This is a genomic window from Bradyrhizobium sp. CCBAU 51745 (assembly GCF_028128715.1).
Classification (GTDB): domain Bacteria; phylum Pseudomonadota; class Alphaproteobacteria; order Rhizobiales; family Xanthobacteraceae; genus Bradyrhizobium; species Bradyrhizobium manausense.
The window spans coordinates 963,994-988,004 of the sequence record NZ_LBJP01000093.1 but is presented as its reverse complement, the minus strand read 5'-3'; the positions used below and the strand labels follow the sequence as shown (position 1 = coordinate 988,004).

At 63.8% G+C, this 24,011-nt stretch carries 22 protein-coding genes; 7 read left to right on the top strand and 15 right to left on the bottom strand.

Going from position 1 to position 24,011, the window contains the following annotated elements; all coding sequences use genetic code 11:
• On the top strand, positions 1 to 1,463 hold a 1,463-nt coding region (locus XH98_RS40825), incomplete at its 5' end, for a Spy/CpxP family protein refolding chaperone (protein ID WP_271621932.1).
• A 68-nt stretch (positions 1,464 to 1,531) separates the two neighbouring features.
• Here XH98_RS40825 and XH98_RS40820 read toward each other — a convergent pair.
• The 7 genes from XH98_RS40820 to XH98_RS40790 form a co-directional block, all read right to left on the bottom strand.
• Entirely contained in the window at positions 1,532 to 1,954 is a 423-nt protein-coding gene (locus XH98_RS40820) for an SgcJ/EcaC family oxidoreductase (RefSeq protein ID WP_271621931.1), read from the bottom strand.
• A gap of 369 nt (positions 1,955 to 2,323) precedes the next feature.
• Positions 2,324 to 4,105, bottom strand: a complete 1,782-nt coding sequence (locus XH98_RS40815) for an adenylate/guanylate cyclase domain-containing protein (protein WP_271621930.1) — start codon at positions 4,103 to 4,105, stop codon at positions 2,324 to 2,326.
• 267 nt (positions 4,106 to 4,372) lie between these two features.
• Positions 4,373 to 5,236, bottom strand: coding sequence for a sugar phosphate isomerase/epimerase family protein (locus XH98_RS40810; RefSeq protein ID WP_271621929.1), 864 nt, complete (start codon positions 5,234 to 5,236; stop codon positions 4,373 to 4,375).
• Complete coding sequence (locus XH98_RS40805; RefSeq protein ID WP_271601826.1) at positions 5,236 to 6,426, bottom strand: dihydrodipicolinate synthase family protein; 1,191 nt, start codon at positions 6,424 to 6,426, stop codon at positions 5,236 to 5,238. The genes XH98_RS40810 and XH98_RS40805 overlap by 1 nt, the downstream gene beginning before the upstream one ends.
• A gap of 131 nt (positions 6,427 to 6,557) precedes the next feature.
• Positions 6,558 to 7,709, bottom strand: coding sequence for a Gfo/Idh/MocA family protein (locus tag XH98_RS40800; protein ID WP_271621928.1), 1,152 nt, complete (start codon positions 7,707 to 7,709; stop codon positions 6,558 to 6,560).
• A gap of 346 nt (positions 7,710 to 8,055) precedes the next feature.
• Positions 8,056 to 8,715, bottom strand: a complete 660-nt coding sequence (locus XH98_RS40795) for a TetR/AcrR family transcriptional regulator (RefSeq protein ID WP_271601966.1) — start codon at positions 8,713 to 8,715, stop codon at positions 8,056 to 8,058.
• 318 nt (positions 8,716 to 9,033) lie between these two features.
• Positions 9,034 to 9,882: a VOC family protein gene (locus XH98_RS40790; protein WP_271601824.1), complete on the bottom strand. Its 849-nt coding sequence runs from the start codon at positions 9,880 to 9,882 to the stop codon at positions 9,034 to 9,036.
• Between the two features lie 208 nt (positions 9,883 to 10,090).
• Here XH98_RS40790 and XH98_RS40785 point away from each other — a divergent pair, with 208 nt between their 5' ends.
• Both XH98_RS40785 and rbsK read left to right on the top strand, forming a co-directional pair.
• Positions 10,091 to 10,984, top strand: coding sequence for a sugar kinase (locus tag XH98_RS40785; protein ID WP_220000769.1), 894 nt, complete (start codon positions 10,091 to 10,093; stop codon positions 10,982 to 10,984).
• A 10-nt stretch (positions 10,985 to 10,994) separates the two neighbouring features.
• A complete protein-coding gene (gene rbsK / locus XH98_RS40780; protein WP_271621927.1) occupies positions 10,995 to 11,900 on the top strand; it encodes a ribokinase in 906 nt (301 codons plus the stop codon).
• Between the two features lie 10 nt (positions 11,901 to 11,910).
• Here rbsK and XH98_RS40775 read toward each other — a convergent pair whose 3' ends face one another.
• Positions 11,911 to 13,131, bottom strand: coding sequence for an NAD(P)/FAD-dependent oxidoreductase (locus XH98_RS40775; protein ID WP_271621926.1), 1,221 nt, complete (start codon positions 13,129 to 13,131; stop codon positions 11,911 to 11,913).
• Between the two features lie 236 nt (positions 13,132 to 13,367).
• Between XH98_RS40775 and XH98_RS40770 the strand changes: the two genes are divergently transcribed.
• The gene (locus tag XH98_RS40770) at positions 13,368 to 14,162 is read left to right on the top strand and encodes an enoyl-CoA hydratase/isomerase family protein (protein WP_271621925.1); all 795 of its coding nucleotides are present in this window, start codon (positions 13,368 to 13,370) and stop codon (positions 14,160 to 14,162) included.
• Between the two features lie 3 nt (positions 14,163 to 14,165).
• Here the strand turns inward: XH98_RS40770 and XH98_RS40765 are convergent, their stop codons facing one another.
• From XH98_RS40765 to XH98_RS40750, 4 genes are all read right to left on the bottom strand, one after another.
• Positions 14,166 to 15,506: a TRAP transporter large permease gene (locus XH98_RS40765; RefSeq protein ID WP_271601819.1), complete on the bottom strand. Its 1,341-nt coding sequence runs from the start codon at positions 15,504 to 15,506 to the stop codon at positions 14,166 to 14,168.
• Positions 15,503 to 16,081, bottom strand: a complete 579-nt coding sequence (locus XH98_RS40760) for a TRAP transporter small permease (protein WP_271601818.1) — start codon at positions 16,079 to 16,081, stop codon at positions 15,503 to 15,505. The genes XH98_RS40765 and XH98_RS40760 overlap by 4 nt, the downstream gene beginning before the upstream one ends.
• Before the next feature lie 195 nt (positions 16,082 to 16,276).
• Positions 16,277 to 17,272 carry a TRAP transporter substrate-binding protein gene (locus tag XH98_RS40755; protein ID WP_057753300.1) on the bottom strand — a complete coding sequence of 332 codons (996 nt, stop codon included), beginning with the start codon at positions 17,270 to 17,272 and terminating at the stop codon, positions 16,277 to 16,279.
• A gap of 63 nt (positions 17,273 to 17,335) precedes the next feature.
• On the bottom strand, positions 17,336 to 19,048 hold the full coding sequence (locus XH98_RS40750) for an IlvD/Edd family dehydratase (protein ID WP_271621924.1): 1,713 nt from the start codon (positions 19,046 to 19,048) through the stop codon (positions 17,336 to 17,338).
• 174 nt (positions 19,049 to 19,222) lie between these two features.
• Between XH98_RS40750 and XH98_RS40745 the strand changes: the two genes are divergently transcribed.
• The gene (locus XH98_RS40745) at positions 19,223 to 19,912 is read left to right on the top strand and encodes a GntR family transcriptional regulator (protein ID WP_271601815.1); all 690 of its coding nucleotides are present in this window, start codon (positions 19,223 to 19,225) and stop codon (positions 19,910 to 19,912) included.
• On the opposite strand, the gene XH98_RS40740 is transcribed toward XH98_RS40745, so the two are convergent.
• Positions 19,901 to 20,323 carry a hypothetical protein gene (locus XH98_RS40740; protein WP_271601814.1) on the bottom strand — a complete coding sequence of 141 codons (423 nt, stop codon included), beginning with the start codon at positions 20,321 to 20,323 and terminating at the stop codon, positions 19,901 to 19,903. The genes XH98_RS40745 and XH98_RS40740 overlap by 12 nt on opposite strands.
• A gap of 247 nt (positions 20,324 to 20,570) precedes the next feature.
• Between XH98_RS40740 and XH98_RS40735 the strand changes: the two genes are divergently transcribed.
• Positions 20,571 to 21,254, top strand: coding sequence for a nitroreductase (locus tag XH98_RS40735; protein ID WP_271621923.1), 684 nt, complete (start codon positions 20,571 to 20,573; stop codon positions 21,252 to 21,254).
• Between the two features lie 13 nt (positions 21,255 to 21,267).
• Here the strand turns inward: XH98_RS40735 and XH98_RS40730 are convergent, their stop codons facing one another.
• Positions 21,268 to 21,675, bottom strand: coding sequence for a hypothetical protein (locus XH98_RS40730; protein WP_271601812.1), 408 nt, complete (start codon positions 21,673 to 21,675; stop codon positions 21,268 to 21,270).
• A gap of 334 nt (positions 21,676 to 22,009) precedes the next feature.
• Positions 22,010 to 22,834, bottom strand: coding sequence for an NAD-dependent epimerase/dehydratase family protein (locus tag XH98_RS40725; protein ID WP_271601811.1), 825 nt, complete (start codon positions 22,832 to 22,834; stop codon positions 22,010 to 22,012).
• A gap of 89 nt (positions 22,835 to 22,923) precedes the next feature.
• Between XH98_RS40725 and XH98_RS40720 the strand changes: the two genes are divergently transcribed.
• Positions 22,924 to 23,892 (top strand): SMP-30/gluconolactonase/LRE family protein, encoded by a 969-nt coding sequence (locus XH98_RS40720; protein ID WP_271621922.1) that lies wholly within the window; start codon positions 22,924 to 22,926, stop codon positions 23,890 to 23,892.
• The last annotated feature ends 119 nt before the right edge of the window (positions 23,893 to 24,011 follow it).

The window sequence follows — 24,011 nt, the reverse complement described above, 5'->3', positions numbered from 1 at the left end:
CAGCGCCGCAACGCCCGGCCATGGCACCGCGGCCGACGCCGCATATCGCCGCCCCCTCCCGCCCGAGCGCACCGCCAGCCGTGAGCGAGCGGCTGTCGCGACGGGATCAGATCGAACAGCGCGTGCAACAGCGTCAGCAGCAGATTCAGCAGCGCCAGCACGACATGCTGTCGCGCCAGACCGCAGAGCGCCAGACCCGCATCGATCGCCTGCAGCAGCGCATGCAGCAACTCCAGTCGCAGAAGCCGGAGGGCGCGCGGGCATTGCGCGCACAGCAACGAACGCTCCAGGCGCAGAACCGCTTGCTCGAGCGTGAGCAGCGCGCGCAGCAAAACGACCTGGCGCGCCAGCAGCGGCTTGGGCTAAGGGCGCCAGCCGGGCGCACGGCAGCTGCTGCGGCCGCTGTGCAAGCCGCCACGCGCGGACGGTTTACCGAGCGATTCCGCGAGCAGGGCACTCCGCTAGGCCAGGCGGCGCTCGTCACCCGCCAAAGCGGCTGGGCTCCCCGAGAGGCCTGGCGGCACCGCCATCCTGCGATCTTCGTGGCGTGGCTCGGGCCCGTGTTCTGGCCTTACGCCTATTCCGACATCTTCGACTACACGTTCTGGTCCTATGCCTATGACCCCGGCTATTGGGCGTACGCATATGACGACTTCGTCGACACCGTGTATTGGGGCGGTGACAGCCCCTATTCTGCCTATGCCAGCATCAGCCCGTCTGACACTCCGCAAGCCGGCGGCGGCTATCCCGCACGCCGGCGCGCGAGCGTGAGCCCGCAAACGCTACAGCAATTGTGCGGCACCCCGGACAAGGGCGTCACCGCGTGGCCGCTTGCCGACATCGCGCGGGCGGTGCGGCCGACGCCAGAGCAACGCGCGCTGCTCGACGAGTTGAAGACCGCGGCGGCCAACGCCGCTGGTGTGTTCAAGGACTCCTGCGCAGAGACCTATGCGCTGACCCCGCCGGGCCGCTTGCGGGCGATGGAAAACCGCATCAGTGCGACGCTGGAAGCGGTCAAGATCGTGCGACCGGCACTGGAGAATTTCTACAACTCGCTCAGTGACGAACAGCAGGCCCGCTTCAACGCGCTCGGCCCCAATGTCGGCGACCGCTCGCCGCCGCAGCAGCAAGCGAGTGCCGAGGGCTGCGGCGATCCGAAGTCCGGTTTGACACAATTGCCGATCCAAAGGATCGAGGCCGTGCTCCACCCGGCAGGCAAGCAGAAGGAGGCGCTGGCCCGCCTCAGCGAAGCGACGGCAAAGGGCGTCGAGAGCCTCCAGGCGGCCTGTCCGAACGATGCGCCGCTGACGCCGGTCGGACGGCTGGAGGCGATGCAGCACCGGCTCGAGGCCATGCTGTCGGCCGCCAAGCTGGTCGAACCGGCCCTGGACGAATTCTATGCCACGCTGAGCAGCGAGCAGAAGGCGCGCTTCAACACGCTGCAACGGGTCGCAGGCCCGTAAGGTGGCGCGACCCAGAGCACACGCATCGCGGAGAGCTCATAGATGAAGTGGCAGCCTTCATCCCGGGCTTACTTCGGCACGGGTGAGCCGTGATGCTGCGCCACCAGCCATTTGTCGTCCACCTTCACCCAGGCCAGGGTCAGGCGGAAGGGCAACACGGTGCCGTTGGGCAGCGTGAAGTCGGCGAAGCCGGAGCTCAACAACACCTCGGGCCCTGCCGCAATCGCCTGCTGGTCGCCCATTTTTACCTTGATGCCCGGCGGCAGCTTGCTGAAATAGCTGCGCACGCCGTCCGTGCCGGTGAACAGCTGAGCCGTCGAGCCGAACAGCATGGCGTCCTTGGTGTAGATCGCGGCAAACTTCTCCGGATCACCGGAATTATAGACCTGCTCCCACTGCGCGCGCGCCGCCACCGCGTCTTCGTTTGGTCCGGCCTTCGCCGCGGATATCGATAGCAGCACGACCAGGATTGCCAAGGAGCGATAAATCATTTTTTCAATTCCCCCTGCGAACTCCAATCCGGGCAGCGTAGCACGGCCGGTTGGCGGTGGAAAAGAAACAGACCGGCCCAGCCAAAGCGCGATGAGATTGGGATGAACCGTCATCGCGCTCTGGCTCCGCCTCTCCCGCTTGCGGGAGAGGCCGACACGCCTCGCGCGATGCAAAGTATCGTCCCGCGCGTGGCGGGTGAGCGTTCTTTCCGCTTGGAGATTGTCCCGTTGCGGAGACACCCTCTCCCCAACCCTCTCCGCAAGCGGGAGAGGGAGCCCAGCGCAGATGCCACCGCATCCGTGCAACCACATGCGATTGCGCTGCTCCCGGAGAGGTGAACTTGCTGCCGGACAGCGTCGTGGGGATGGTCACTGCGAGCTTGTCGACGCATCGGTCCAGAAAGGACCCAGAAGCGCTGCGCGACGCCCCACCAGAAGCTCAATCTCATCCAGCGAGAGCCGTGGCCGCAAGCGTCGTGCTTCCTTTAGCGCCCCAACCGCCTCTTCTTTCCTGCCAAGTCCTGCTGCGATGACCGCCAGGACGACACGCGCGACATAGAACCGCGGATCGCGGCGGCAAGCTGCCCGGACCTCGTCGTGGGCCTCCGTGATCTGGCGATTTCTCGCCAAGGCCAAGGCATAGAACGTTCCCCAGAATCCCAGCCGGTGGTCGCGCGGGCTGAGCCGCATCCCATGCTGCAATTTCTCAAGTCCCGAAGTGTCCATCCTCTCGAGAAAACACTGCGCGGTCCCGAGCGCGACCCATGCCTGTGCATTGCTGGGATCGTTGTCGATAGCCCGTTCCAGCAGTTCGGTGCCTCTTTGCACATCGCCCAGTTCAGCCAGGGCGCAACCGGCATAGCCGAGAATCTCGGAAGCATCGTGCTCGATGGCCACTGCCCGTTCGGCTTGCTCGCGCGCCTCCAGCACGGCCGCGGCGCCGTCTGCGACGAGGCCAAGCCGCGCGCCCAGCGATAGAAAGAGGGCGAGCTGGGCGCGCGCAAGCGCAAAGTCGTCGTCCAGACCCACGGCTTGACGCAACAACGCGGCCGCTTCGGTCAGCGTTTCTTCGCTCCAGCCTTTGAGGCTGATGATCCCGGCTCCCTGACGGAAGCACGACCAGGCGTCGGGATTAGCGTCGCGCCGGCGCCGGATCAGGGCGACTTCAGCACGAACCAGTTCCGGTTCGATCCGGCTGGCGATCGCGCGGACGATTTGATCCTGCAGTTCAAGGACGTCTTCGGCTTGCCCGTCAAACCGGTCGGCCCAGAGCTGCGCCCCAGTCGTCGCTTCGATCAACTGCGTGCCGACACGAAGCTGACGGCCGACGGGCCTCACACTGCCTTCGATGATATAGCGAACCCCAAGCTCACGCCCGATCTGACGGCTGTCGACCGAGCGGCCCTGGTAAGCGAACGCGGATTGCCGGGCGATGACGATGAAGCCGGGAATCCGCGCTAGCATCGTAATCAAATCTTCGCTCATTGCCTCCGTCAGGAATTTGAATTCGCGCTCCTCGGAAAAGCAGACGAAAGGCAGCACGGCAATGGAGGGCTTCCCGGCGACCGCCGGAGGCTCAGCGGTCTCGACGGACGACTTTATCGGCTGCGCCGAAGCTACGTTCGTATTGATCTGACAACGCCATGCGAGCATCGGTTCGGCGATGTTCTTCAAAACCCGCGGGCCCATGGCGTCAAAACCGACATCGACCTTGCCGCGAATTTGCCGATGTGCATCGTCGGAGATGCAAACGCCCCCGGGCTCGGCAATTCCTTCGAGCCGGGCCGCAATATTGACGCCATCACCGAAAATGTCGTTCTCATCGACAATGATGTCGCCGACGTGGATGCCGATGCGGAATTCGATCCCAGCGCCATTTGACGCATCGGCGTTTTGCGCCATCTTGCGCTGAATCTCGACCGCGCTTCGCGCTGCGTCTACGGCACTTGCAAATTCGGCGAGCAGGCCATCACCCGTGGTCTTGAAGATACGACCGCGATGCGCAGCGATGGTGGGGTCGATAAGAACCCTCCTGATCGCCTTCAGCCGCGCCAGAGTTCCTTCCTCGTCGGCGCCCATCAGGCGGCTATACCCGGCAACATCCGCTGCCAATATCGCTGCTAATCGCCGGTCTACTCGCTCGGCGGTCAAAGAGTTCTCCAGACTTGCAATCTTCAATCAGACGCGCATCAAAGCACATCGGCCCGCGCGGAACTAGGTCGACTTCCGCAGTGGGTCATTCACGGCACGAGCGACCGGGCAGCAGGCCGACCAATATGCGTTCTACCGACGAAAGCGGGAGCAGGTTCAGAAGGGAACCATGCTCATGTCCGCCAAGCCGGTCGAAACCGCCCTGCGGAAGGCTCGCTTCAACGCGCTGCAACAGGTCGCTAGCCCGTGAGGGCTGCACGTGTGGACCTACACCACCGTCCGGTGCCGCTCGATGCAGGTGCGCAACATCTCGTCCATCGGCTTGCTCCACCACTCGTTGGAGAAAATCTCGATCTCCGAATAGCCGGCATAGCCTTGCGCCTCGACGGCGGCGCGCACCGACTTGATGTCGATGACGCCGTCGCCCATCATGCCGCGATCGTTGAGGATGTCCCTGGTCGGCACCAGCCAGTCGCAGACATGGAACGCGAGCAAGCGATTCTTGCCGGCGCGCGCGATCTGGTCCATCAGCTCCGGGTCCCACCAGATGTGATACACGTCGAGCGCGACGCCGAGCATTCCGCTGCGGCCGGGGTCGAGCCGGTCGCAGATGTCGAGCGCCTGCTTTGTGGTGTTCACGCAGGCGCGGTCGGCGGCATAGGCTGGATGCAGCGGCTCGATCGCCAGCGGCAGGTTTGCCTGTTTGGCATAGTCGAGCATGTCGGCGAGCGCCTCCTCGACCTGCCCCCGCGCCGCCGCGATGTCCTTCGAGGCCTCGCTGCCGGGGCGCGAATATTGCGGCAGGCCACCGACGACCAGCACTACGCAGGACGCACCCAGCGCCTTGGCTTCGTCGATGCAGCGGCGGTTGTCGTCGCGCACCTCGCCCCGGCGCGATGCGTCAGAGGTGAACATGCCGCCGCGGCAATAGCCCGAGAGATCGAGGCCGGCATCACGCACGGCGCGCACCGCACGATCGAGACCGACAGAAGCGACCTGATCGCGCCAGGGATCGATGGCGCGGATGCCGTGCCTGACGCAGGCCTCGATGATTTGAACAAGGTCACCCTGCTTGCGGACGGTCGCCGTGTTGAGCGACAGCCAGCGATGGTCGGATGAAAAATCGCGCATCACTCTTCCAGTCCGTGCGAGGCCAGCACGGTCTTCATCCGCCGCGTCGCCAGTTCGGGGTTGGCAAGCAGGCCGGCCTGATCGGCGAGCCGGAACAGCTCCGCCAGATGCAGCATGGAGCGCGCGCTCTCCTGCCCGCCGACCATGGTGAAATGGTCCTGATGGCCGTTGAGATACGCCATGAAGACGACGCCGGTCTTGTAGAAGCGCGTCGGCGCCTTGAAGATGTGACGCGACAGCGGCACCGTCGGCCCGAGGACGTCGTGGAAGCCAGCTTCGTCGCCGGCCGCCAGCCTCGACAGCGCGTAAGATGCCGCCGGTGCGATCGCGTCGAAGATGCCGAGCAGCGCGTGGGAAAAGCCCTTCTCGTCGCCGGCAATCAGCTCCGCATAGTTGAAGTCGTCGCCGGTGTACATCTTGATGCGCTTGTCGAGGCGCCGGCGCATGTCGATCTCGCGCTGCTTGTCGAGCAGCGAGACCTTGACGCCATCGACCTTGGCCGCGTTGTTGTTGATGATGGCGACCGCGATGTCCATCGCTCTGTCGAGATTGCTGGTGCCCCAATATCCGGTCAGGGCCGGATCGAACATGTCGCCGAGCCAATGGATGATCACTGGCTGCGCCACCCCCGACAGCACGCGGTTATAGACCTTGGCATAGTCGTCGGCGCCACGGCCGATCTTTGACAGCGCGCGCGAGGCCATCAGGATGATGCGGCCGCCGACCTTCTCGACCGCCGAGATCTGCTCCTCATAGGCGCGGATCACGTCGTCGAGACTCCTGGCATCCTCCACAGCAAGATGATCAGTGCCCGCACCGGAGAACACCAGCGCGTTGCGCCGCTTGGCGGCCGCGACCGAACGCGTGATCAGCTCCAGCGAGGTCGGCCAGTCCAGCCCCATGCCGCGCTGCGCCGTGTCCATGGCTTCGGCAACGCCGAGGCCGAGATCCCAGACATGCTCGCGGAAGGCGATGGTCTTGTCCCAGTCGACCGCCACGGAGAGCCACGGATCGTTGTCGGCGAAGGGATCGGCGACCGTATGCACGGCCGAGAAGGCGATGCGGTTGAGCGGACCCTCGAGCTTTGCGGGAAACGTGCGCGAGGCAGCTAACCGGTAGGTCTCGATCGAGCGATCGGCCTTCGGCAGCTTGAGGGACAGGGACGACATGGGCTGGACAGACTTGTTCATTGCTTCGAACCTCTCCCCGTCATTGCGAGCGCAGCGAAGCAATCCAGACTGCCTCTCCGGAAAGGCTCTGGATTGCTTCGCTTCGCTCGCAATGACGGCGTGGCAAACATCGGGGCCTATTCCAATCGACCTCACGCCTTGATCGGCGCGACGTCGATCCAGCGCCGCTCCTTCCAGCTCTTCAGCGCGCATTCGGCGAGCTGCACGCCCTTGGCGCCTTCGAGCAGCGTGAACTTGTAGGGCGCATCCTCGTAGACATGGCGGATGAACATCTCCCACTGCTCCTTGAAGCCGTTGTCATAGGTGACGTTGTCAGGCAGCTTCTGCCAGTCGCCGTAGAAATCGTGCAGCCGCTTCTCGTCGGGATTCCACACCGGGCGCGGCGTCGCCTGCCGCGCCTGGATCATGCAATCGGTAAGGCCTGCGACGGCCGAGCCGTGAGTGCCGTCGACCTGGAAGGTGACGAGGTCGTCGCGATAGACACGCGTGACCCAGGACATGTTGATGTGAGCGATCACGCCGCCCTCGAGCTGGAAGGTCGCGTAGGCGGAATCATCCGCGGTCGCCTTGTACTTCGTGCCCTGCTCGTCAAAGCGCTCGGGAATGTCGGTGCTGCCGATGCAGACCACGCTCTGGACGTTGCCGAACAAATTGTCGAGCACGTAGCGCCAATGGCAGACCATATCGAGGATGATGCCGCCGCCGTCCTCGCTGCGGTAGTTCCAGGACGGCCGTTGCGCCTCCTGCCAGCCGCCCTCGAACACCCAATAACCGAACTCGCCGCGCACCGAGAGGATGCGGCCGAAGAAACCGCTGTCACGCAGGAAGGCGATCTTCTTCAGGCCGGGCAGGAACAGCTTGTCCTGCACCGTGCCGTGCCTGACGCCCTTGGCATTGGCGAGCCTGACGACCTCGAGCGCCTCCTCAAAATTCGTCGCGATCGGCTTCTCGCAATAGACGTGCTTGCCGGCATTGATGGCCTGGGTCAGCAGGCCGGGGCGCGCCTGCGTGGTCGCGGCGTCGAAGAACATGGTGTCGTTGATGTCGGCGAGCGCGGCATCGAGGTCGGTGGTCCAGCGCGTGATGTTGTAGCGCCTGGCGAGCGCCTCGACCTTCTCGGCGCTGCGGCCGACCAGGATCGGATCCGGCATGACGCGATCGCCGTTCTTCAGGCGGACGCCGCCCTGGTCGCGGATCGCGACGATGGAGCGGATCAGATGCTGGTTCAGCCCCATGCGGCCGGTGACGCCGTTCATGATGAGGCCGAGGCGTTGGGTGGTCATTGTGCGTGCTCCCTTCGCGGCGTGGTCTTCGCCTTGCTCGCGGTTTCTCGATCGGACAGAAATTAACCCGTTGGATAAATACTGTCCAGAAGGGTTCGCTGTGATAATTTGTGGCTGGTTTCAGGCATCGAAAGTCGTATGGAGGGCAAACGAAGGTGGTGTGGCAGGATCGTCGCGCCACACCCTCGTGTCATTCCCCGCGAAAGTGGGGAATCCAGTACGCCGCGGCTTCTCCGTATCTCACCAACGCCTCTGGAATACTGGATTGCCCGCCTTCGCGGGCAATGACAGCGGAGATATGAAGGGAATGGCGGAAGATCCATCCGCTAGCGCACAGACCGCGCCGCTACACGGTCTGCGCCATCGCAGTGCGCGACTTCGGCGCCTTCGCGATGCCGAACAGTGCGGCCGACTTTCCCGTCAGCGCGGCCAGCACCAGGCCGACCATGTGTGCGAGGCGCTCGTCCTTGGCGTCCTTGGCGAGCAGGTCGCGGCCAAAGATCACGCTGAGCGTCGCCGAGTTGGAGAGATAGAAGAAGCTGAGCGCCGCGATCGAGATGTAGAGCTGCACCGGGTCGACCGCGACCTGGAAATCACGGGAGGCGACGCCGCGCCGCACCACGGTGCGGATCATCTCGACGAAGGGCGAGTGCATCGACTTGACCTTGGTCGAGCGCTTCAAATGCTTGGCGCGGGCGAGGTTCTCGGTCTGGAGCAGCGACAGGAATTCGGGGTTGCGCAGGAAGTAATTCCAGGTGAACTCGATCAGCCGCCTGATCGCCTCGGGCGGGTCGAGGTGTTCGAGATCGAGCCGCCGCTCCTCGCTGCGGATCTTGTCGTAGGCGCCTTCGAGCACGGCGAGGTAAAGCTCGTCCTTGTTGCCGACGTGATAGTACAGCATGCGCTTGTTGGCGCCGGCCTTGGCGGCGATGCGGTCGACGCGTGCGCCGGCGAGCCCGTGGGCGGAGAATTCCTGCTTGGCAGCTTCGAGAATGCGCAGCCGCATCCCCTCGGGGTCGCGCTGCCATTTCAGAGTTCGCTTTGCGGTTGCCTTCGCCAAACCGGGTACTCGCTGGGTGCTTACGGTATGCGATGTACCACGCCCCCGCCGTCATTGCGAGGAGCCCTTGCGACGAAGCAATCCAGGCTGCCACCGCGGAGACAGTCTGGATTGCTTCGCTGCGCGCAATGACGGAGGAGAGAGTCTCGTAGAGTGGGCAAAGGCGCACTTGCGCCGTGCCCACGTCTTCTCATCAAGTGGCAGAACGTGGGCACGCTGCGCTTTGCCCACCCTACGGGAGTTTTCGAGCGGAGAGAGCGCCGCCTACTCCACCGGCCTCAGTGAGCGCTCCAAAAGCACGGTCTGGATCCCGCAAGTGCCGCTGCGCACCGTCATGATGCGGGTGCCGGGCTTGCGGCCGTTGCGCACTTCGCTGACGTCGAGTCCGGCGGCGATGAGGCGGGCGCGGGTGGCGTCGATGTCGGCGACGCGCCAGCTCAGGCCCCAGAGCCGGTCATGCCGGGTGTCCCCGCCCGCGACGGGGCGGCGCACCACTTCGACGATGAGATCGCCGCAGCGGAAGAACATCAGCTGGCCCCAATCATGATGGGAGCGGTCGAGCGCGAGATCGAGCCCCAGCCGCGCGCCGTAGAGCGCGGCGGCGCGATCGGAATCCTCTGTGGTGATGACGACGTGATCGAGCCCGTCGATCGGCGCAACGTCTGAGGCCACCGACTTCGGACGCTCCTCGGCAAGCTCGAGGAAGAACATGCGCACGCCGCGCGTCAGCTCGGTCGCGGCCCGCGTGCGCTTCCAGTGCAGCGCCGCGCCTGAGGCGTCGTCGCTGCTCTCGACCTCGGCGACGGGATCGGGCTTCAGTGCCACCCGGTCCAGCCGCCGGTGCATCTTGCCGATGTCGGCGACACGAAAGCACAGGCTGGCGAGCACGCCCTCCTGCTCGTCGAGCAGCGCACGCATCCGGTCCGCGGTCGCGGTAAAGCCGCTCGGCGCCATCAATTCGAGGGTCATGTTGTCGAGGGTGAACAGCACACGGTCGGCGCCCTCGCCGGAATTCTGCCAGGCCGGCGCGCGCGCGAGCAGCGTCTGATAGGCCGCCTTGGCCGCACCGATATCCTTGACCAGAACAACGATATGATCGAGGCCGGTGATCATGCTTGTCCCTTTTGATCGGCCTGGAACCATGGGCCCGGCAACGGCAAATGTCCGGGCTTGGCACGGGCCTGACATGGTCGTATTCCGGCCCTCGGCCGACCTCAAGCGCTTCGGGCCGGTTTTGTGAATAATTTCCGCGTCTTTCGCGCGGAACCGGTGCTAGAGTAAGTGTGCCGGCCGGGACCACCCAGCGCATCACGGACAAGCAATGCAGGCTCTCTTTATCGGACAGACCTATATCGACGTCGTCTTCATCACCGACCACATGCCGACCGGCGACGAAAAGCACGTGGCCCGGGAATACGCGGTCTCCTTCGGCGGCAACGCGGTGACGGCGGCGTTCTGCTGCGCCAAGCTCGGCATCGTGCCCGACCTGATCGCCACCGCCGCCAATGACTGGCTGGGACGCATGTTCCAGGACATGTGCGCGAAATACGCGATCTCGCTGCATCCGCGGAAGGTGAACCAGTCCTCGCTGTCCTTCATCATGCCCAAGGACGGCAAGCGCGCCATCGTCCGCTGCCGCGACGACGAGCACATCCACCCGTTCCCGATGCTCAATCTCGGCGGCTGCCGCGCGCTGCATGTCGACGGCCACCAGCCGGATGCGGCGATCCACTATGCCAAGGTGTGCCGCGAGGCGGGCATTTTGACCTCGCTCGACGGCGGCGGCCTGCGCACCAACACGCATGAGCTGCTTGAATTCATCGACGTCGCCATCGTCGCCGAGCGCCTGTGCGAGCAGATGGATCTGACGCCGGAGAAGATGCTCGACTATCTCAAGAGCCGCGGCTGCAAGATCGGCGGCGTCACCATGGGCGAGAAGGGCCTGCTCTGGTACGACGAAACCGGAACGGTGCAGGTGATGCCGGCAATGCCGATCCCGCGCGAGCGCGTGATCGACACCAACGGCGCCGGCGACGTGTTCCACGGCGCCTATGTCTATTCCTACCTCGCCCATCCCGGCAAAAGCTGGCGCGAGCATTTTGACTTTGCCCGCGCCGCCTCGACCTTCAAGATCCAGCGGCTCGGCAACGAGGCGGGCCTGCCGACCCTTGTCGACATCGCCAAGGTCAGGCACGAGTTCGAAGTCAGGGTCTAGGGATTTTGCAATGGGGCGCGTCTTCGTCGCCGGCAGCATCAACATGGATGTGGTGGCGACCGCCGATCGCCATCCAAAAGTCGGCGAGACCGTCGCCGGCCGCGAGGTGCTGTATTTTCCGGGCGGCAAGGGCGCCAACCAGGCGGTGGCGGCATCCAGGCTTGGCGCGAGGACGACGCTGATCGGGCGGCTGGGCAAGGACGCGTTCGGGGCCGAGCTGCGGGCGTTCCTCGCTGCGCAGGGCGTCGATCTCGGCTCGGTGCGCGAGGCCGACACGCATAGCGGCACCGCGATCATCACGGTCGCGGCCTCCGACAACACCATCGTGGTCATTCCTGGCAGCAATGCGCTGGTCAGCGCGGAGGACGTCGCGGACGTCCCGCTGGCGAAGGATGACGTCGCGGTCAGCCAGTTCGAGATCCCGCTGCCGACGATTGCCGCGTTCTTCGCGCGGGCGCGTAGCGCCGGAGCGACGACGCTGCTCAACCCGGCGCCGGCGCAAAAGATGTCGGGCGAGCTGCTCGCGCTGGTCGATATTCTCGTGCTGAACGAGACCGAGCTTGGCTTTCTCGCCGGCGTGGAGCTCGCCGAGAGCGACGAGGCGGCGAAGATCATCGCCGTCGCGCGACAACTTCAGGCGCGGGCGGACCAGACCATCTGCGTCACGCTGGGAAAACGCGGCGTGCTCGCGCTCGCTGCCAGCGAGGAATTCGCGGTGCCGGGCCGCGCGGTGAAGGCGGTCGACACGACGGGCGCCGGCGATTGTTTCGTTGGCGCACTCGCCTCGCAGCTTGCCGAAGGCGTGCCGTTGCGCACCGCCCTCGCCTTCGCCAACGCCGCCGCCTCGATCTCAGTGCAGCGCATGGGTGCCGGGCCGTCGATGCCGACGGCCGCGGAGGTCAAGGCGGTGCTCTAGCGCCGGCTGATCACCCCAGCGCGCTCTTCAGGTCGAAGCTTTCGTCGGCGGCCTGCTCCGGCGTGATCGAGCGGTCCATGGCCTGCAATCTGCGGCCGAACATGTGATCGCCGGCGCGGTTAATGGATTCGATGCCGAGCAGTCTGTCGCCGTGATAGCAGAACGCCGAAAACGCCTTCTTGGCCGGATCGCCGCGCAGCACGACGCGGTCGTAGCCGGTGGTGAGGCCGGCGATCTGCAGCTTGTCGTCGCCCTGGTCGCTCCAGAACCAGGGATGGCCGTCGTAAGGCTTTTTATCGCCGGTCAGCCGTGCCGCAAGGCAGCGGGCGTGATCGGTGGCGTTCTGCACCGATTCCAGCCGCAGCGAGCCGCCAAAGCGCGGGCTCGCGAACAGCGCGCAGTCGCCGATCGCGGAAATGTTGGGATCAGCCGTCGACAGATATTCATCGACGATGATGCCGGCGGCAACCGGCAAGCCCGCCTCGGCCGCAAGCTCGATATTCGGCAGCACGCCGACACCGACCACCACGAGGTCGGCGGGCAGATGGCGGCCGTCGCTCAAGGAGACGCCGGTGACCTTGCCGTTCTCGGCCTCGATCGAGGTGGCCTGCACGCCGAGATGAATGCGGATGCCGGCCTCGCGATGGCGGGCCTGGAAATATTCCGAGACCTCCGCCGTCACCGCGCGCGCCATCACGCGCGGGGCGAGCTCGAGCACGTCCACTTCCAGGCCCTTGATGCGCGCGGTGGCGGCGAATTCGAGGCCGATGAAACCGGCACCGATGATCACGGCGCGCGTCTTCGTCGGAATGATGTTCCGCAGCGCCTCGCTCTCGTCGAGGATGCGCAAATATCTCACATCGGGCAGATTGGCGTTGGGCAGATCGAGCAAGCGGTTGCGCGCACCTGTGGCGAGCACGAGATGGCCGTAAGGCAGCCTCTCGCCCGATGCGAGCAGCAGTTTTCGCGCCGCCCGGTCGATCGACACGGCGCGCCCTGAGATCAGCTCGATCTTCCGGTCCTGATAGAATTTTTCGGGGCGGAACATCAGGCTCTCAGGCCCGGCCGAGCCCTTGATGTAGGCCTTGGACAGCGGCGGCCGCTGATAGGGCAGATGCGCCTCGTCATTGATCAGGCAGATGCGCTCGGAAAAGCCCGCCTGTCGCAGCGATGCCGCGACCTGGTAGCCGCCGTGGCCGGCACCGACAATGATCACAGGACCCTCAGTCATTGGACAGCTCTTTTCCGCAAGACACGAGCATCACCCATGTCGTCTCCTGTCGCTAAGAATGGCTTGGCTAGCCTTGAGGAGCCGGCGCTCGTGTCCGTCCCTGAACGAAGGCGGCCCCATTTGAGCCGATCATTCCGCGCGGCGCAAGGGCCGGGGCTACTTGCGGCCGGGGATTGTCACCCCTGCCCTTCTGCGATTTAGTTGCAGCAACGAACCTCCAGCCGGGGATATCTAGGATGCCAGCTCCCGTCTCAAAGCCTGACGATCCCGCGCTGCTGCGGATCGAGGGCGCGATCGCGACCATCACGCTCAACCGCCCCGCCGCGTTCAACTCCGTCAACCTCGCGATCGCGCAGAAGCTCGAGCAACTCGCGGCCTATATCGAGGGCGATGATGCCATCAAGGTGGTGGTCATCGAAGGCGAAGGCCGTGCCTTCTCGGCCGGCGGCGATCTGCAGACGATCGGCGCTGCGGCCGAGGCCAACACTGTGACGCCTGTGGTCGGCGAGCTCTTGAAGCACTATCATGCCTTCATCGAGATCCTCAGGCGGATGCCAAAGATCTCGCTATCGAGCGTGCACGGCTCGGCCGCCGGCGCCGGCATGGGCCTCGCCTTCGTCACCGACCTCTGCATCGCCGCTGACGACGCCAAGTTCACGCCCGCCTATGCCAAGATCGGCGTGTCGCCGGATGGCGGCTCGACGGTCGGGATCGTCGCCACGGTCGGCTCGCGCCGCGCGCTGCAAATCTTCCTCGCCGAGGACAATTTTACCGCACAGCAGGCCTATGAATGGGGGCTTGTCGTCAAGACTGTTCCTGCAACCGAGCTGAAAGCCGAAACGCGGCAGCTCGCCGAGCGCCTCGCGCAGAACCCGCCAGCGGCCATCGCCGGCACGAAATCGCTGGTCTATGCAGCCGCGAACACGCCGGTGAAGCAGCAGTTAGATGCCGAGGAGCACAAGATCATCATGGCGATGAACACGGAGGAGTTTCGGCTCGCCGTGAAGAAGTTCACGAGCAAAAGCAAATGAGGTCTAGTGCGGGCAGATGTAGCCCGTCCCCGCCGGCGACTTGAAGCAGCCGACTGATTCCGGCAGCACGTGCTGCGGCAGCCACAGCACGACACTCGGGAAGTAGATGGCGAACGCGATGGTCGCGAAGAAGACGACGTAGATCGGCAGCGCCGCGCGTAGCGCCCTGGCAAAGCTGATCCCGACGAATTTCGAGGCCATCAGCAGCACCAGACCATAAGGCGGCGTGATCAGGCCGAAGGCGAGCGTCGCGATCAGCACCACGCCCATGTGCACGCCGTTGATGTCGCCGGCCTCCGTCAGTGCGTTCACCAGCGGCATGAAGATGATGATGGTCGGCACCGGCTCGATGAAATCGCCGACCACGGTGAAAAGCAGCACCATCAGCAGCATGATCAGGTGCGGATCGTTGCCGGCGATCGAGGTGATCATGTCGGCGATGTAGCTGGCGCCGCGCAAATAGGCGAGCATCCAGCCAAAGGCATTGGCTGCGCCGATGGTGATCAGCGGCAGTGAGAAGATGAGTCCGGCGAGGCAGAAATCGTACGGGATCTTTCTGAAGTGCCCGCGGTTCAGCGCGGGGATCACCACCAGGATGATCCAGACCACGGCGACGACGCCGGCCTCCGTCGGCGTGAACCAGCCCGTCAGAATGCCCCCTAACAGAATCACCGGGATCATCAGCGGCAGGGCCGCATCACCCGCCGCGAACACCACCTGCCGCAATGGCGCCCGCGGCTTGCGCAGGCCCGAGGGGCCGAAGAAGTAGCAGTAGATCATCAGCCCGAAGCCGATCATCAGGCCGGGCACCACACCTGCCATGAACAGGCCCGCGATCGAGACGTTGCCGACGGCGCCGTACACCACGGCCGTGATGCTCGGCGGCACCAGCGCCGCGATGGTCGAGGCCGAGGCGATGATCGCGGCGATGAAGGCAGGCTCGTAGCCTTCGCGCTTCATCGGGCCGCCCAATGCGCGGCTCATCACGGCGACGTCGGCCGTGGTCGAGCCTGACATTTCCGAGAAGAACATGCTGAAGACGACCACGACCTGCGACAGCCCGCCCCTGATATGCCCGACCAGCGACACCGAGAGATTGGCTATTCGCACCACCACATTGGCCGAGCTCATGAGCTCGCCGACCAGCAGGAAGAAGGGAATGGCAAGCAACGCCTCGGAATCGACGCCGTCAAAGATCTTCTGGATGATGGCGGCCAGCGAGACATCGGACAGCAACGCGCCGATGAAGACGCCGGCCATCAGCGAGAACGGCACGGGCACGCCGAGATAGCCGAACGACAGGAAGCAGATCGACATTATTGCCAGAACGATGGGTGCGCTCACGGCTGCGCCCTCGCCTGCGTTTCGGTCACGACGGGCGCAGCGTCCTCGTCCGGCGGTTCTGGATGATCAAACCCATTGCGCAGGCCGTTGACGAGCTGCTCGATGGCGAAGAGGCCGATCAGGATGCCGGAGAGCGGAATGATGGCGTAGAGCGAGGCGATCGGCGTGCCCGACGGCAGGCGGAAGCTGCCGAAGCCGCGCAGATAGTTCTGGTAGCCGTACCGGATCAGGCAGAAGGCAACGCCGAGCACGATGAGGCGGATGATGATTTCGACGATGATCCTGGGTGCACCGTGCATCGCCTCGGAGATCGCAGTGAGATAGAGGTGATCGTTGCGACGCGTCGCCACGGCGGTGCCGATGAAGATCGCATAGATGAACAGCGTCGAGGTGACTTCCTGAAGCCATAGCCAGGGATGGCCGATGGTGCGGGTGACGATGTCGGCGGTGACCGACAGCGAGAAGCCGAAGCACAGCACGCCGCAGAGGACCATCAGCGTAAGCTCGAGCCAGTCGAGCCAGCGCCATTTCAGATGGCGCTGCCGTTGCAGTACGAGCTTGTCGGCGATGGGCATCGACCTCTCCGTCGTCCCGGCCTAGTGCGCAATTGCGCACGGGGGGCCGGGACCCATAACCCCGAAAGGGAGTTGTTGCGCGAGCTGGCGACTCCGAGTCTTCGCCAAACTCAATCCTGTGGTTATGGGTCCCGGCCCCCCGTGCGCAATTGCGCACTAGGCCGGGACGACTCGGTGAAAGAGCCGAGCACCGCCCTAATTGATCGCCCGGATCAGGTCCTTGATCTTCTCGGCATGCGGGCCGAGATCCTTGGCAAGCTTGTCGAGATAGGGATTGGCGATCGCAATGAAGCCCGACTTGTCGACATCGGGGACGATCTTGACGCCGATCGCTTTCAGCTTGACTTGCGATTGATGCTCGAGCTCGATCGCCTTGGCCGGCTGCGTCCTGTTGACTTCGTCCGCCGCGGCCTGAACCCAACCCTGCTGCTCAGGTGTGAGGCTGTTCCAGAGCTTGTCGCTGATCCAGACCAGGCTGTTGTTGGCCTCATGCTCGGTCATCGAGAGCACCGGCGCCACCTCGTAATGCTTGTTGGCGAGATAGACGTTGACGCCGTTCTCGGCGACATCGACCACGCCGGTTTGCAAGGAAGTGTAGACGCTGCCGAAGGGCATGTGCACGATTTGCGCGCCGTAGGCCGGGAACATGGTGTCCTCGGTCGGCGTCGCCTGCACTCGCACCTTCAGGCCCTTCATGTCGTCGACCTTCTTGATCTCGCGCTTGGAATACATGTTGCGTAGACCAAGAGTCGCAAGCGCAATCACGTGGGCGCCCTGAACCGTGTCCGAGATCATCGCTTTGACTGCGCTCGCCACCGCAGGATCCGCCATTGCCTTGATGAGATGGTCTTCCGAGCGGAACAGGAAATGCATCGACATCACGCCGGCCTGCGGCGAGAGCGTCGCGGCGTTCGCAGACGATGAGATACAGAATTCGATATCACCCGCCTTGACGAGCTGCAGCACCTGCGGCTCCTGCCCGAGCTGCGCGCCGGGATACTGGTCGATGAGCATCGTGCCTTTGCTCAGCGCCTTCAGCTTTTCGGCAAAGATGTCGCCAAGGATTCCATAGCCCGTGATCTTGGGCTGGTCGTAGGCGAAGCGATAATGCTTCACCTCCTGTGCCCCCGCGCCAGTGACGAACAGCATGGCGGCCGCAGCCACCAATGCACGCATGGATCGCGCAATCATCGTCTCCCCCTGTTTTTTCGCCCGCCGCTTTCAGCGGTCTCGGCGCTCGTTGGTTGTCAGCCCTTACTCCGTCTTCTTCCCAGTCCTCTGCATAAAGTCGAAGTCGCAGCCCTCGTCGGCCTGCATGATGGTCTCGTTGAACAGCCAGGCATAGCCGCGCCGCGCTTCATCCGGCGCAGCAGCCGGCTTCAAGACCGCGCGCCGGCGCTCCAGCTCGGCGGCATCGACCAGCAGCTCGATGCTGCGCTTGGCCACGTCGAGACTGATCATGTCGCCGTTCTTGACCAGCGCCAGCGGCCCGCCGACGGCGGATTCCGGCGTAACGTGCAGCACGATGGTGCCGAACGCGGTGCCGCTCATGCGCGCATCGGAAATGCGCACCATGTCCTTGGTGCCGCCACGCGCCAGCTTCTTCGGGATCGGCAGATAGCCTGCTTCAGGCATTCCGGGCGCGCCCTTGGGACCGGCATTGCGCAGCACCAGCACGTCATCGGAATTTACGTCGAGCTCGGGATCGTCGACCCGCAGGGTCATGTCCTCGACAGATTCGAACACCACGGCGCGTCCGGTGTGCTTCAACAATTTCGGGCTCGCGGCGGACTGCTTGATGACTGCACCGCGCGGCGCGAGGTTGCCGTGCAGGATGGCGAGGCCGCCCTCCTTCTTGATCGGATTGTCGCGCGAGCGGATCGCGTCCTGGCCCGGCACGTCCTCGGCATTGGCGACGACATGGCGCAGCGTCTGGCCGCTGATGGTCTTCGCATCGAGATCGACGAGATCGCCGAGCTGCGCCAGCAATTTCGGCACGCCGCCGGCGTGATGGAAATGCTCCATATAGTGCTCGCCCGACGGCTTGAGGTCGACCAGAACGGGCACCTCGCGGCCGATCCGGTCGAACGCCGGGAGATCGATCCGGTGTGGGGAGCGATGCGCCATCGCGGTCAGATGGATCAGGCCGTTGGTCGAGCCGCCGATCGCCTGCAGCACGACCTGGGCGTTCCTAAAGGAAGCCGGCGTCAAGAGTTGGCTCGGCTTCGGGCCCCTGGTCTTGGCCATCTCGGCGGCGACCCGGCCGCTCGCTTCTGCCAGCCGGAAACGCTCGGCATGCGGCGCCGGGATGGTTGCGCTCATCGGCAGCGACAGGCCCATGGCTTCGATCATGCAGGCCATGGTCGAAGCGGTGCCCATCACCATGCAAGTGCCGACCGACGGCGCGAGGCGGCCGTTCACCGCCTCGATCTCGGTGTCGTCCATCTCGCCGGCGCGATACTTGCCCCACAGACGGCGGCAATCGGTGCAAGCGCCCAGCACCTCGCCCTTGTGATGACCGACCACCATGGGCCCGACCGGAATGACCACGGTCGGCAGATCGGCGCTGATCGCCGCCATCACCTGCGCAGGCAGCGTCTTGTCGCAGCCGCCGATCACGATCACCGAGTCCATCGGCTGGGCCCGGATCATCTCCTCGGTATCCATCGCCATCAGATTACGCAGATACATCGAGGTCGGATGCGCAAAGCTCTCGGCGATCGAGATGGTCGGGAATACGAACGGCATCGCGCCCGACAGCATCACGCCGCGCTTGGCGGCTTCGATGATCTGGGGGACGTTGCCGTGGCAGGGATTGTAGTCGCTATAGGTGTTGGTGATGCCGACGATCGGGCGCTCCAGCGCGTCGTCGGAATAGCCCATGGCCTTGATGAACGCCTTGCGCAGGAACAGCGAGAAGCCGGCATCGCCATAGCTCGTCAGCCCCTTGCGCAAACCACCCGTCATCGGACCGCTCCTTCTCGCCTGCCATTGTGCTACAGCCTGCCCCCTGATTGTCAATAAGACAGGCGTCTACTTCACCATTTCGGGACTGTCGCACCGCCAAACAGTCAGATTATTGACAATCTGCCTCTTCCCTGCTCCCTAAAGGCAAACCGGCAGACGCCGGAGGCCGAGGGCATGTCCGACATTCGCACCGCAGATGCCATGCCTGCCAGGCGCGACGACCCTGACGACGTCGTCGCGCGGCTGGAGGAGGACATCATCTTCGGCCGCCTCGCGCCGGGCGCGCGGCTGACCGAGGACGCGCTGATGTCTCGATATGGCACCTCGCGCCATTTCGTGCGGCAAGCGCTGGTCGATGCCGAGCGCCGCGGCATCGTCCGCCGCGAGAAGAACGTCGGCGCCACCGTGCGGTTCTACTCGGCCGAGGAGGTTCGGCAGATCTACGAAGTCAGGGAGATGTTGACGCGGCAAGCTGCGCTGATGATCCCGCTGCCCGCGCCGCAGGCCCTGATCGACGAGCTGACTGCGCTGCAACGCGACTATTGCGCGAAGGCGGATGTGCGCGACCTGCGCGGGATCCACGAAGCCAACGATGCCTTCCACCTCGCGCTATTCTCCGCCTGCGGCAATCCCTACCTGGTGCGGTCGCTGCAGGACTATATGAACCTGACACTGCCGATGCGCGCAAAAAACCTCGCCGACCGCGAGGGGCTGGCGCAATCGCGGCGGCAGCACGAGCTGATGATCGAGCTCTTGAAGGGCCGCGACAGCTGGGCGTTGGCGCAGCTGTGCGTGGATCACATGCAGTTCAGCAAGAAGGATTATCTGGCGCGGATTGCGGGGGAAACCGCATCACCTGCGTAACCACGAGAAGACGTCTGCTCCAACGAGCACGTTGAGGCTGGCCACAGCGACAATGAAAGCAAGCATCATTAAGATCGTTGCAAGAGCCACCTTGGCTCCAAGACCCAACCTACCTTCTTTTTTGATGCCGTAGTTCGCCGCCAGTCGCGTGATCATGAGTGCCCAGAGCGCGACCCAAGCGAGATTCGCCAATCCGTCCAACAGTGGAGGAAAGCCAATTTGCGAACTCGCAAAACCATATGTGAAAAGTAACGCAGCTAAAAAAATGTGCGCGACCAATGCGATCAGATAAGCCTGCCAAAAAAGCAGCCGTCGCTCGAAATATTTGATCATGCCCCCGTAGATCAAAGGAAAGAACAACGTGCCTGCAAGGAAGCGCAGAATGGCCGGACTATCAGGGTATGGCAGCATCGCGATGACTTCTACTGAGCGCTCGATCTGGATTCAATCAATAGTTGACTATCGACATAAATAAACACCAAATTGTTCGGCGAAGAATAGCGGCGCTGGAGGGTATCGGCCGCGAGTCCGCGCTCGGCGCATCAGCAAAGATTGGCGATACGAAAAGGTCGGGCTGTTCGCTCGCCAAAAAGGCTATGGACACGATCAAAGCTGTGGGGGAGAAGGCGGCATCATGCCAATTTCAGGATGCCGCAAGATGGAATTTGATGATGTCATTCTCGGCCGGCGAAGCATTCGCGGTTACAAGCCCGACCCTGTCCCGCCGGATTTGATCAAGGAAATCCTGGGGCTGGCGATGCGCGCGCCATCGTCGATGAACACCCAGCCGTGGAATTTCTACGTCATCACCGGAGCACCGCTGGATCGCATCCGCCAGGGCAACACTGAGCGCAATCTGGCGGGAGTGCCGCACTCGCGCGAGTTTCGGATCGGCCAGGCGTTCGCGGGGGTGCATCGCGAGCGCCAGATCGGCGTTGCCAAGCAGTTGTTCAGCGCAATGGGAATTGCGCGAGACGACAAGCAGCAGCGGCAGGACTGGGTCCTGCGCGGCTTTCGTCAGTTCGACGCGCCTGTGTGCGTGATCATCACATACGATCGCGAGCTGGCCTCCAGCGACGATACGGCCTTCGACTGTGGCGCCGTGGCGACCGCGCTCGTCAACGCGGCCTGGTCGCGAGGGCTTGGCGCCGTAATCAACAGCCAGGGTATCATGCAATCCCCCGTCGTGCGCGAGCATGCCGGGATTGCGGATGATCAGGTGATCATGAAAAGCATCGCGCTCGGCTGGCCAGATCACAGCTTTCCCGCCAATGCCGTCATATCCGAGCGCAAGTCGGTCGATGAAGCGACGACGTTTGTGGGATTTGCGAGCGGAGCCTAGAAGCAGCAAGAGCTCAGTAGCGTCGCAACAGACCGCGATTCACGCTGGCATCACCATAGTCGGCGCAGGCCCTGTTCGGATCCCTGATCAAATCCGTCCGCACGCGCCTGAACGTCTTTGCGGCTGCCTCCGACACCTCGGCGCGGAATTTACCGGGATCGTAGCTGTCGCCGTCACGCGCCTTGATGGCCGCCGAATAGGCGTCGATCATCGCCATCGCGGCATTGGGGCTGCCGAGCAGCCGCGCACCGAGTTGAACGCCGCCGGCACCATCGGCTTCAAAGCCGACGCACCGTTGCTCCAGCACGACGGATGCGGTGACGAGCTGATCGAGGAACGTCGCCTCGGCGTCGCTGAGTGGTGCGGCTTGCGCTGACGCGATCAGCGTGAGCATTGCGACGGCTGACAATTTGAATTTCATTGTCGTTACTCTCGAATTGCGATCGCACAAATCGAGAGCCAGATGAGGCCAGCAGCAGCGTTGATCTAGATCAATGGCGGGTCTCCGCGAGTCACATGCTCGCTGGCAGGTATCACTTCCTCAACGCGTCGTTGCGAGCGCAGCGAAGCAATCCAGAGTCTTTACGCGGAGGGACTCCGGATTGCTTCGCTGCGCTCGCAATGACGAGTGGTGAGTGACGACGAATCCGATTGCCTCCGCCCCCGCGGCGACTCCCCCTCACCCCAACCCTCTCCCCGCAAGCGGGGCGAGGGAGCGCACCTGCATCGCGGCGAGAGCTCGGGCTACGACAATCCTACCGCTTATTCCAATCGATGATCCGGCTCGTGTCGCCATCGAATTCGTTGCTGCAGAATGTGCCGCCCTGGAAATGATCGCCGACCGGATCCGGCTTCAGCTTGGCCTGCTCGGCCATCGCGTGCTCGCGGAAATCCTCGGCGCGCCCCGCGGGGCGGTAGCCGAACTCGTAGGCGCGGTGGTTGTCCCACCAGGCGCGCTCGTTGAAAGAGGCGCCGTAGAACACCTCGAAATGGATGTCGGGATGTTCGAGCCCGATCCGGCAGAGCTGCACCAAATCTTCCGGCTTCAGCCAGATCGAAAGCCGGCGCTGGTCGAGCGGCATGTCGCCGAAATTGCCGATGCGCAGGCACGTCACCTTCAGCCCGTGCTTGTCGGCATAGAAAGCGCCGACGGCCTCGCCAAAGACCTTGCTGACGCCATAACGGCTGTCGGGACGCGGGGTGACATCGGTGCCGATCTTGTGGTGGCGCGGATAGAAGCCGACGGCGTGGTTCGACGAGGCGAAGACCACACGCTTGACGCCCTTGCGATACGCCGCCTCGAACAGATTGTAACCGCCGATGATATTGGCCTGGAGGATCTGGTCCCAGCTGCCTTCGACCGAATAGCCGCCGAAATGGATGATGCCGTCGACGCCCTCGCAGATCGCCTCGACTTGCGCGAGATCGGCGAGGTCAGCCGCCTTGAACTGCTCGTTCGCGCCGAGATCGGCGGGCGGCTTGATGTCGGAGAGCATGAGATCCGGATAGATCGGCGGCAGCAATTTTCGCAGGCTCGTGCCGATTCCGCCCGAAGCTCCCGTCATCAAAATACGCGCCATGTTGTCCCTCGCCGTTGGTGACCGATTTGCGGTCACGTGTCTCTAATGATAGCAGCATTGTCCAGAGGGAACGAAACGAGAGAACCGACATGAATGAGGCATCGTCCCATAACCAAGGCTGGCGGCCGGCGACTTATTACCCTGATCCCGCGATAAAAGCACTGGATCCCCGTTTCGAAAAATACTGGCTAAAGCTGTCGGCGGTGGAGCGGCTGGCGACCGGCCTGCGCTGGGCCGAGGGTCCCGTGTGGTTCGGCGACGGGCGTTATCTGCTCTGTAGCGACATTCCAAACCAGCGCATCATCAAATGGGAGGAAGAGACCGGCGCTGTCAGCGTGTTCCGCAAACCCTCCAATTTCGCCAACGGCAATACGCGTGATCGGCAGGGCCGGCTCGTCACTTGCGAGCATGGCGGGCGGCGCGTGACCCGCACCGAATATGATGGCGAGATCACCGTGCTGATGGATCAATTCAACGGCAAGCGGTTGAACTCGCCGAACGATGTCGTTGTCAAATCGGACGGCTCGATCTGGTTCACCGATCCGACCTTCGGCCTGCTCGGCAACTACGAGGGCTACAAGTCCGAGCCCGAGATCGACATGAACGTCTACAGGCTCGACCCGGAGACCCGCAAAGCCACAATCGTCGCCGAGGGTGTGCTCGGGCCGAACGGGCTCGCCTTCTCGCCGGACGAGAAAATCCTCTATCTCATCGAATCCCGCGGCGTTCCGACCCGCAAAATTCTCGCCTATGACGTCTCGCCTTCCGGTGACAAGCTTTCGAACAAGCGCCTCTTCGTCGATGCCGGCCCCGGTACGCCGGACGGTTTCCGCGTCGACATCGACGGCAATCTCTGGTGCGGCTGGGGCATGGGCGATCCCGAACTCGACGGCGTCGTCGTGTTCGCACCCGACGGCGTCATGATCGGCCGCATCGCGCTGCCCGAGCGCTGCGCCAATCTCTGCTTCGGCGGCGTCAAGCGCAACCGCCTGTTCATGGCGGCGAGCCAGTCGATCTACGCGTTGTATGTGAATACGCAGGGAGCGTTGGGGGGATAGGCGCTCCTCTCGTCATTCCGGGGCGCGCCGTTTTCGGCGCGAGCTATGGTGCGCAATTGCGCACCTGAGAATCCATCGTGCGACAGAGTCGGTGGATGAATGGATTCCGGGCTCGTCGC